The organism is Ruegeria sp. MALMAid1280 (assembly GCF_049195285.1).
Taxonomy (GTDB): domain Bacteria; phylum Pseudomonadota; class Alphaproteobacteria; order Rhodobacterales; family Rhodobacteraceae; genus Ruegeria.
In genome coordinates, this window is record NZ_JBMIRT010000049.1 from 472365 (window position 1) to 479190 (window position 6826).

10 protein-coding genes and 1 tRNA gene are annotated in these 6826 nt (G+C 58.2%); 6 read left to right on the top strand and 5 right to left on the bottom strand.

Going from position 1 to position 6826, the window contains the following annotated elements:
- Nucleotides 1-76 precede the first annotated feature (76 nt).
- The 4 genes from ACOQFT_RS14135 to ACOQFT_RS14150 are packed head-to-tail and all read left to right on the top strand — an operon-like array spanning nucleotide 77 to nucleotide 2173.
- Nucleotides 77-709 (top strand): DNA-3-methyladenine glycosylase family protein, encoded by a 633-nt coding sequence (locus tag ACOQFT_RS14135; protein WP_421598524.1) that lies wholly within the window; start codon nucleotides 77-79, stop codon nucleotides 707-709.
- Nucleotides 706-1371 (top strand): alpha/beta fold hydrolase, encoded by a 666-nt coding sequence (locus ACOQFT_RS14140; RefSeq protein WP_170443845.1) that lies wholly within the window; start codon nucleotides 706-708, stop codon nucleotides 1369-1371. Before ACOQFT_RS14135 ends, ACOQFT_RS14140 begins: the two co-directional genes overlap by 4 nt.
- 2 nt (nucleotides 1372-1373) lie before the next feature.
- Nucleotides 1374-1877 (top strand): GNAT family N-acetyltransferase, encoded by a 504-nt coding sequence (locus ACOQFT_RS14145; protein WP_421598525.1) that lies wholly within the window; start codon nucleotides 1374-1376, stop codon nucleotides 1875-1877.
- Nucleotides 1871-2173 (top strand): putative quinol monooxygenase, encoded by a 303-nt coding sequence (locus ACOQFT_RS14150; RefSeq protein WP_421598526.1) that lies wholly within the window; start codon nucleotides 1871-1873, stop codon nucleotides 2171-2173. Before ACOQFT_RS14145 ends, ACOQFT_RS14150 begins: the two co-directional genes overlap by 7 nt.
- Before the next feature lie 4 nt (nucleotides 2174-2177).
- On the opposite strand, the gene ACOQFT_RS14155 is transcribed toward ACOQFT_RS14150, so the two are convergent.
- Together ACOQFT_RS14155 and ACOQFT_RS14160 are read right to left on the bottom strand one after the other, a co-directional pair.
- The gene (locus tag ACOQFT_RS14155; protein WP_421598527.1) at nucleotides 2178-2603 is read right to left on the bottom strand and encodes a VOC family protein; all 426 of its coding nucleotides are present in this window, start codon (nucleotides 2601-2603) and stop codon (nucleotides 2178-2180) included.
- Nucleotides 2604-2634: 31 nt separating this feature from the next.
- Complete coding sequence (locus ACOQFT_RS14160) at nucleotides 2635-3240, bottom strand: rRNA large subunit pseudouridine synthase E (protein ID WP_421598528.1); 606 nt, start codon at nucleotides 3238-3240, stop codon at nucleotides 2635-2637.
- A gap of 212 nt (nucleotides 3241-3452) precedes the next feature.
- On the opposite strand from ACOQFT_RS14160, the gene ACOQFT_RS14165 reads away from it, so the two are divergent.
- The gene (locus tag ACOQFT_RS14165) at nucleotides 3453-4040 is read left to right on the top strand and encodes an HNH endonuclease (protein WP_421598529.1); all 588 of its coding nucleotides are present in this window, start codon (nucleotides 3453-3455) and stop codon (nucleotides 4038-4040) included.
- Here ACOQFT_RS14165 and ACOQFT_RS14170 read toward each other — a convergent pair.
- Together ACOQFT_RS14170 and ACOQFT_RS14175 are read right to left on the bottom strand one after the other, a co-directional pair.
- Nucleotides 4037-4504 (bottom strand): disulfide bond formation protein B, encoded by a 468-nt coding sequence (locus tag ACOQFT_RS14170; RefSeq protein WP_421598530.1) that lies wholly within the window; start codon nucleotides 4502-4504, stop codon nucleotides 4037-4039. The genes ACOQFT_RS14165 and ACOQFT_RS14170 overlap by 4 nt on opposite strands.
- Nucleotides 4501-5079 carry a YqaA family protein gene (locus ACOQFT_RS14175; protein ID WP_170443859.1) on the bottom strand — a complete coding sequence of 193 codons (579 nt, stop codon included), beginning with the start codon at nucleotides 5077-5079 and terminating at the stop codon, nucleotides 4501-4503. The genes ACOQFT_RS14170 and ACOQFT_RS14175 overlap by 4 nt, the downstream gene beginning before the upstream one ends.
- A 145-nt stretch (nucleotides 5080-5224) precedes the next feature.
- Here ACOQFT_RS14175 and ACOQFT_RS14180 point away from each other — a divergent pair.
- A tRNA-Leu gene (locus ACOQFT_RS14180) sits at nucleotides 5225-5310 on the top strand.
- 43 nt (nucleotides 5311-5353) lie between these two features.
- Here ACOQFT_RS14180 and ACOQFT_RS14185 read toward each other — a convergent pair.
- Nucleotides 5354-6208 carry a hypothetical protein gene (locus ACOQFT_RS14185; RefSeq protein WP_421598531.1) on the bottom strand — a complete coding sequence of 285 codons (855 nt, stop codon included), beginning with the start codon at nucleotides 6206-6208 and terminating at the stop codon, nucleotides 5354-5356.
- Between the last annotated feature and the right edge of the window lie 618 nt (nucleotides 6209-6826).

Below are 6826 nucleotides of genomic sequence, written 5' to 3' on the forward strand. Positions count from 1 at the left end.
AAACTCAGCCGCACAAGCGGGTTGCATATGCGGCAAAGCAGCCTAACGTGCACGTGATCACCAGCCCGGAGCGCGCATGTCCGTAGGACGTATCATCGAAACCAACGAATGTGTGTCGGAAGGGGCTGAATGGCTGGCCGAAGTTTGTCCACGCATGGCTTATGCGATGGACCAAACCGGGCCGTTGCCCTTGCGTCGCCGACCTGACGGGTTTGCTCAATTGTTGAGCGCGATTGTCAGCCAGCAGGTCAGCGTCGCCTCGGCCAATGCGATCTGGAAACGGCTGCAGGATGCAAAACTGACCGGCCCGCGCAAGATCATGTGGGCCACGGATGACGATTTGCGGGCCGTGGGGCTGAGTCGGCAGAAGATCCGGTATGCCCGCGCTCTGGCTGATGCTCGTATTGATTACAAAGCATTGCGTGATGCAACCGATGCGGATGTAATTTCCACATTGACCGAGGTTCCGGGCATCGGTGTCTGGACCGCCGAGATTTATGCCATGTTCTCGCTGGGTCGCGCTGACGTGATCGCGCCTGGGGATCTGGCGCTGCAGGAGGCCGCGCGCATTCTCTATGACCTGCCCAAACGTCCGACCGACAAGGAACTGCGACAGATGGCCGAGGCCTGGTCGCCTTGGCGGTCGGTTGCGGCGCGGGTTTTGTGGGCCTATTACCGGGTGGCCAAAGAACGAGAAGGGATCAGATGACACGGGTTTTGAATGCGCTCCGAAAAGAGCCGGTTTCGGGCGACACGCGCTCGGTCGTGGTGTTCGTGCACGGCTATGGGGCCAATGGCGCCGATTTGCTGGGTCTGGCCGATCCGCTGGGCGAACACTTGCCGGATACGCTGTTCGTCGCCCCCGATGCGCCCGAACAGATTCCCGGAATGCCCAACGGCTTTCAGTGGTTCCCGATCCCGTGGATTGACGGCTCATCCGAGGAGGAAGCGCGCCGCGGCATGGAAATGGCTGCCGACGATTTCAACGCCTTCCTCGACGCGCTTATGGTGGACGAAGATGTGCTGCCCGAGCAGGTGGTTCTGTTCGGATTCTCGCAAGGCACGATGATGAGCTTGCATGTCGCCCCACGGCGCGAGGATCCGGTAGCCGGGATTGTTGCGTTTTCTGGCCGGTTGCTGGAACCCGATCTGCTGCCCGATGAAACCGTCAGCCGGATGCCGATCCTGCTGGTGCATGGGGATTCCGACGACGTGGTGCCGCCGCAATCGCTGCCCGAAGCGGCCGAAGCCCTGCAAGCCGCGGATTTCAAGGAAATCTATGCGCATGTGATGAAGGGCACCGGCCACGGTATCGCACCAGACGGCCTAAGCGTCGCGCTTGCCTTCATGCGCGACAAGCTGAGCCTATAGCCATGATCGCGGTCCGCCCCATGATGCCCGAAGATGTCAGCGCGGCTTGCCGCATCCTCAATGATATCATCGGGATCGGAGGCTCGACCGCGTTTGAAATTCCGTTCTCCGACGCGCTGTTTGCGCAAAGTTACCTTGGTGGATCGGACATGATTTGCTGTCACGTTGCCCTGGACGATCAGGGTGAGGTGGCGGGCTTCCAATGGCTGGGGACGCATGATGCGCTGCCCGAGGATTGCGGCGATATCGCAACCTTCACCCGCCGCGCACCGGTTCTGAAAGGGGCCGGGCGGGCGCTGTTCGCGGAAACCGCCAAATACGCCGCCGGGGTCGGGTTGAACGCAATCAGCGCAACCATTCGCGCCGATAACGGAATGGGGCTGGGCTATTATGACAAGATGGGATTCCGCGACTATTCGGTGGCCTATGGGGTGCCTTTGCGGGACGGAAGACCGGTCGACAGAATCACCAAACGGTATGATCTAAGAAAGGATGCCTTATGCTAATCGTGACCGGAACAATCGAAGTTTCGCCCGAAGGCGTTGAAAAGGCAGCCAAAGCCGCGCAGGCGATGGTGGCGGAGACGGTGAAGGAACCCGGCTGTCTGGTCTATGAGTTCAGCCAGATTCTGGGGCATCCCACACGGTTTCGCGTCTATGAAGAATGGCAGGGTCAGGCCGCTTTGGAGGCTCATATTGCCGCGCCGCATATGGCGGCGTTTCAGGCTGTGTTGGCTGAGGCCGGGGTCGTCTCAAGCGACATCTACCGCGTTGTTGGCGGTGAAAAGCAGCCTCTGCGGTGACGCGTCAATCCCACAGATGACCCTCGGCGAACTCGACGGAATTGCCGGACGGGTCGCGCACATAAAGTGAGCGTGCGCCGCTTGGCCAGTCGAACTCGGCATCCATAGGAACGTTCCAGTCCAGCAGATGTTTGCGCATCACATCGATCTGATCACGTGTCAGGATCAGGCAGACATGGCCCGGCCCGCGCGCGCCGTGGGGCGGGACCGGAAGGTCGGGATTACCGGGTGGCTTCTCGGTTTCATCCGCGTTGAACAGCAACAAGACCGAGCCGCCAACCCGGAAGAACACATGCCGGTCGGCAACCCGTTGGATTTTTTCCAGCGCCAGAATCTCGCCATAGAACTGTTCCGCCGCATCCAGGTCATCGACGTAGAGCGCGGCCTCGAGAATGCCGGCAGGTGCGGGTATGTCCGGCGTGACTTTCATTCCTTAAGTATATCACAACACGCGGTTTTTGTCACCGGCGTGGGCGGCGGTCCCGTTTTCGCTGTGGGACGGAGTTCAACGCCGGGGCGGGCAGGCTGTCCCATTGACCGGGTTCAAGGCCATCCAGGGACCAGTCACCGATCCGGGCGCGGATCAGGCGCAGTGTCGGGTGCCCGACGGCCGCTGTCATCCGCCGCACCTGACGGTTGCGGCCCTCGCGCAGGGTCAGTTCGATCCAGCAATCGGGCACCGTTTGGCGCACCCGGATCGGAGGATTGCGTGGCCACAGCCCCTCGGGTTCCTCCATCAATCGCGCCTTGGCCGGGCGTGTCTTTCCGTCCTTCAACTCGACCCCGTCACGCAGGGTTTTCAGTGCGGCGGCATCCGGCAGACCTTCGACCTGAACCCAATAGGTTTTGGGCATCTTGTGCTTGGGGTCGGAGATCTGCGCCTGCAGCCGCCCGTTATCGGTCAGCAGCATCAACCCCTCGCTGTCCCGGTCCAGCCGCCCGGCCGGATAGACTCCGGGCAGGTCGATGTAATCAGACAAAGTGCTGCGCGGAGACTCGGCGTTGGCGCGGTCGGTAAACTGCGGCAGCACGTCGAATGGTTTATTGAATCGGATGAACCAGCTCATGTCTCTCGCCATAGCCCGCAGGTGATATCGGTGCAACCTGTGGATAACTGTCACGCAAATGTTACGGATACACCTTACCCAATACCCGAGATATTGTGGAAACTCAGGGCTTGTCAGAGTTTTAACACGATATATAGTTAAGTTAAGGCCGGGGCGGGTGTTCCCCGCTCTGATGTCAAAACGGGCAGAGCAGAGCGAGGAGCGATTCTGATATGGATGGAGACTTCAGGACCGAATTTGTCAGGGAACCCGGTGCGCTAAAGCATCATCCGGCATTGGTTTTGAACGCCGATTATCGCCCCTTGTCCTATTACCCGTTGTCCCTGTGGCCGTGGCAAGAGGCGATAAAGGCGGCCTGGCTGGACAGGGTGGACATCGTGGCCGAGTACGACGAGGTCGTCCGAAGCCCCAGTACCGAGATACGAATACCGTCGGTCGTTGTCCTCAAAGATTATGTAAAACCCAGAAAGCGCGTGGCCTTCACGCGCTTTAATTTATTTCTGAGGGACGAATTCCGCTGTCAGTATTGCGGCAGCAAGGGGGATCTGACCTTTGACCATGTGGTTCCGCGTGCCGCTGGCGGCGTGACAAGCTGGCAGAACGTGGTGGCGGCGTGCAGCCCCTGCAACCTGAAGAAGGGATCGAAATCGTTGCGGCAGGCGAGGATGACCCTGCGCAAACCACCGCGTCAGCCGGATGCCGAGTCGTTACGGAATATCGGGCGCAAATTCCCACCAAATCACCTGCATGACAGCTGGATCGACTTTCTCTATTGGGATGCGGAACTGGACGAGTTCTAACGGCCTGCCCGCCAGGCGGCGATCCAGACCAGCACCAGAACGCCCGACAGGATGGCGTTCCACCCGGCCATCGAAATGCCCATCATTTGCCACGGAATGTCATCGCACCGCACCAGCGGCGCGGACATGATCTGATCCATCAGCTCTTGCGACGACAAGCCACTGATTTCGCCAGAGGTGCAGCTTGTGGGGCCTTCCCACCATTTTTGCTCGACTCCGGCGTGGAACACACCGATGGCTGCGGTTGTCAGGGCGGCGAGTGCGCCCAGCAGGGGCAGCAGATTTACGCGCGGCAGCACCAAAGCCACGGCACCGATCAGAATGGCCGTGCCATGTGGATACCGCTGCCAGATGCACATCTTGCAGGGCGCCATGCCGCCAAGATACTGGAAACTCCACGCGCCAAGCAACAACGCCAAAGACCCGCAGCTTGCAATCAGGACCAGAGTGTTTTTGCGTGTCATAGGTATCTCACCGCAAGGAACCCGCCGAACAGAAGCACAACGAACAGGGTGAACATAAGGCCCAGACGCTTTTCAATGAAGGCACGGATCGGTTCTCCGAAGCCCCAAAGCAGACCGGCGACCACGAAAAAGCGCAGCGCGCGGGCTAGGATTGAGGTGGCGATGAAGGTGCCCAACGGCATCCCGGTCCAGCCTGACATGATAGTGATGACCTTGTAGGGGAAGGGCGTCACACCGGCGCCCAGTACGGCCCAGAAGCCGAAATCGTTGAAGCGGGTGTTGAATTCTTCCATGGCGTGGGCCTTGCCCATGGATTCCAGAATCGGCTGGCCGATGCTCTCGTAAAAGAAGGCGCCGATGGCATAGCCCAACAAGCCACCTAGAACCGATGCAACCAGAGCGACCGTTGCAATCAGCCATGCGCGCGACGGGCGGGCCAGGATCATCGGAATCATCAGCACATCCGGCGGGATCGGAAAGACCGAGCTCTCGATAAAGGCGACGAATGCCAGCGCCCACAAGGCATGCGGATGTTCGGCCAGACGAATGGTCCAGTCATAGAGCGAGCGCAACATCTGGTGCTAAAATCCTGTTCTAACCTAGCGCAAGCCAAAACATGCGCCCGCTGAGGCGTCAACCGCTGCCGTGAAAACAAAACGGATTTGGGTTGGTTTTTGCCTCTGGACCTTCCCGGTCATGGACGCTAATCCAGTGTTCGTGGCCCAAGTGGCGGAATGGTAGACGCAGGGGATTCAAAATCCCCCGATGGCAACATCGTGAGAGTTCGAGTCTCTCCTTGGGCACCACGTAATCCTGCAGATGTTTCACGGCTACCAGCGCTTGGCCTTGCTAACCGTCCAGAACGTTGCCCTCTGGAAAGCAGTCGTCATTGATGATCTGAAAGCTCTGCTCTCTGTGCAGTCCGACCCAAGCGACCGAGTTTGTGAACCCCTTTACGATTCTGACTGTAAGATGTTTGGCCCCGTCCAATATCTGACGCATTTGATCAGAGGTATCCCGGAACAACAGTCTGCACGCAAGCCTGAGATCGACCTGATCATAAGGAACCCGTGTTTCACCGCGACGTCCGAAGGTCATTGTTACTTTGCCATCTTTTTCTTTGTCATAGTTTACCGGGGACCAACCTTTCAGCGAACCGGGAAAGGCCCATGTAAACATCACCTGTTCGTCATGGCTTAGACATGCCCCGTCCTGTACCGGCACAGGAAAAATATCTGTCAGTTTCTTGTCCTCGGCATCGACGAAGCGGAAGCCGAGGCGGTAGATATCGGTCCGGGTTACCCCTTCAGGTGGATTGGGTAACCGTGTCAAAACAGACCCACATACCGCCCTTAGAAACTCTCCGTCCAGGATGTGTTGAGGTTCCTCGGAGCCCCGGACACGTAAGAAGTTCACGATCATATCCAGCGCGTGTTCCCCCTGCAATGTGGTCCAGGTTGGATCGAAGCTTTGCCAGGTCACGTCACCGCTGGTGTAGGTGGGTCCAGCCCGCCCCAAAGGATGAAGTGTCTTTGGGCCCTCAATGAGATTGCTTGCCAATACCAGGACGGCGGCGACGCCGGTGCCGATGAATATCAGTTTCAGGGGCAGCCTTTTCTTCGGCGGCGGCCGTGGCGGCACGTAATCGGACGGCAATTCCTGAGTGGTATGTTCAGTTTTCAATGGGGTGTCGTCCGAGGCCATAGTATTGTCTTTGCTGCAAATATCCTTGCAGTTTGTCTATAAAATTCGACGATTCAATGGCAATGCAGATTGTTTTGGCAGGTTGTAAACAGCCACAGTCAAAACTGCCCTTCATTACGCCAAATGGCGGTTTTCAGTCGGGTTTGCAAAGTTTGGCGGGTCTCACGATCCCGCGGAACAAATGCCTAAGCTGACTGGGTGCATTCTACCGGACAAGCGGGGAAACTTTTGGAACTCGCCTCAAATCTGCGGATTGAACGCATCAACAGAGGCGCAGGGGTTGACAAGTTGAGTGTCTGAATGAAACGTCGAAGATGTTGGGAGATTTTGGAAATTCAGGCGCTTGGCCTCGTTGCAATGGGTTCAGGCTTGCCTTATCGGCGGAAGCCCTGGAGGGGGAGTCGCTGGACGATTTCCCATCCACCATAAGAATTGGGAGTTCTCAAAAATGAAAAACAGCAGCAAGCTTAGCCTCGGCGCGGTTGTTACTGCGGCCTTTATGGCTCCGGCGGCGTATGCGGAGGAATTCATCACCATTGGCACCGGGGGTGTGACCGGTGTGTATTATCCGACCGGTGGCGCGATCTGTCGTCTGGTCAACAAGGGCCGGAAGGAGCA

What these genes read in the sequence shown, in the direction of transcription:
- ACOQFT_RS14145 (WP_421598525.1), top strand. Translation starts at nt 1,374, where the DNA reads ATGATCGCGGTCCGCCCCATGATGCCCGAAGATGTCAGCGCGGCTTGC.
- ACOQFT_RS14140 (WP_170443845.1), top strand. Translation starts at nt 706, where the DNA reads ATGACACGGGTTTTGAATGCGCTCCGAAAAGAGCCGGTTTCGGGCGAC.
- ACOQFT_RS14160 (WP_421598528.1), bottom strand. Translation starts at nt 3,240, where the DNA reads ATGAGCTGGTTCATCCGATTCAATAAACCATTCGACGTGCTGCCGCAG.
- ACOQFT_RS14185 (WP_421598531.1), bottom strand. Translation starts at nt 6,208, where the DNA reads ATGGCCTCGGACGACACCCCATTGAAAACTGAACATACCACTCAGGAA.
- ACOQFT_RS14175 (WP_170443859.1), bottom strand. Translation starts at nt 5,079, where the DNA reads ATGTTGCGCTCGCTCTATGACTGGACCATTCGTCTGGCCGAACATCCG.
- ACOQFT_RS14135 (WP_421598524.1), top strand. Translation starts at nt 77, where the DNA reads ATGTCCGTAGGACGTATCATCGAAACCAACGAATGTGTGTCGGAAGGG.
- ACOQFT_RS14155 (WP_421598527.1), bottom strand. Translation starts at nt 2,603, where the DNA reads ATGAAAGTCACGCCGGACATACCCGCACCTGCCGGCATTCTCGAGGCC.
- ACOQFT_RS14150 (WP_421598526.1), top strand. Translation starts at nt 1,871, where the DNA reads ATGCTAATCGTGACCGGAACAATCGAAGTTTCGCCCGAAGGCGTTGAA.
- ACOQFT_RS14170 (WP_421598530.1), bottom strand. Translation starts at nt 4,504, where the DNA reads ATGACACGCAAAAACACTCTGGTCCTGATTGCAAGCTGCGGGTCTTTG.
- ACOQFT_RS14165 (WP_421598529.1), top strand. Translation starts at nt 3,453, where the DNA reads ATGGATGGAGACTTCAGGACCGAATTTGTCAGGGAACCCGGTGCGCTA.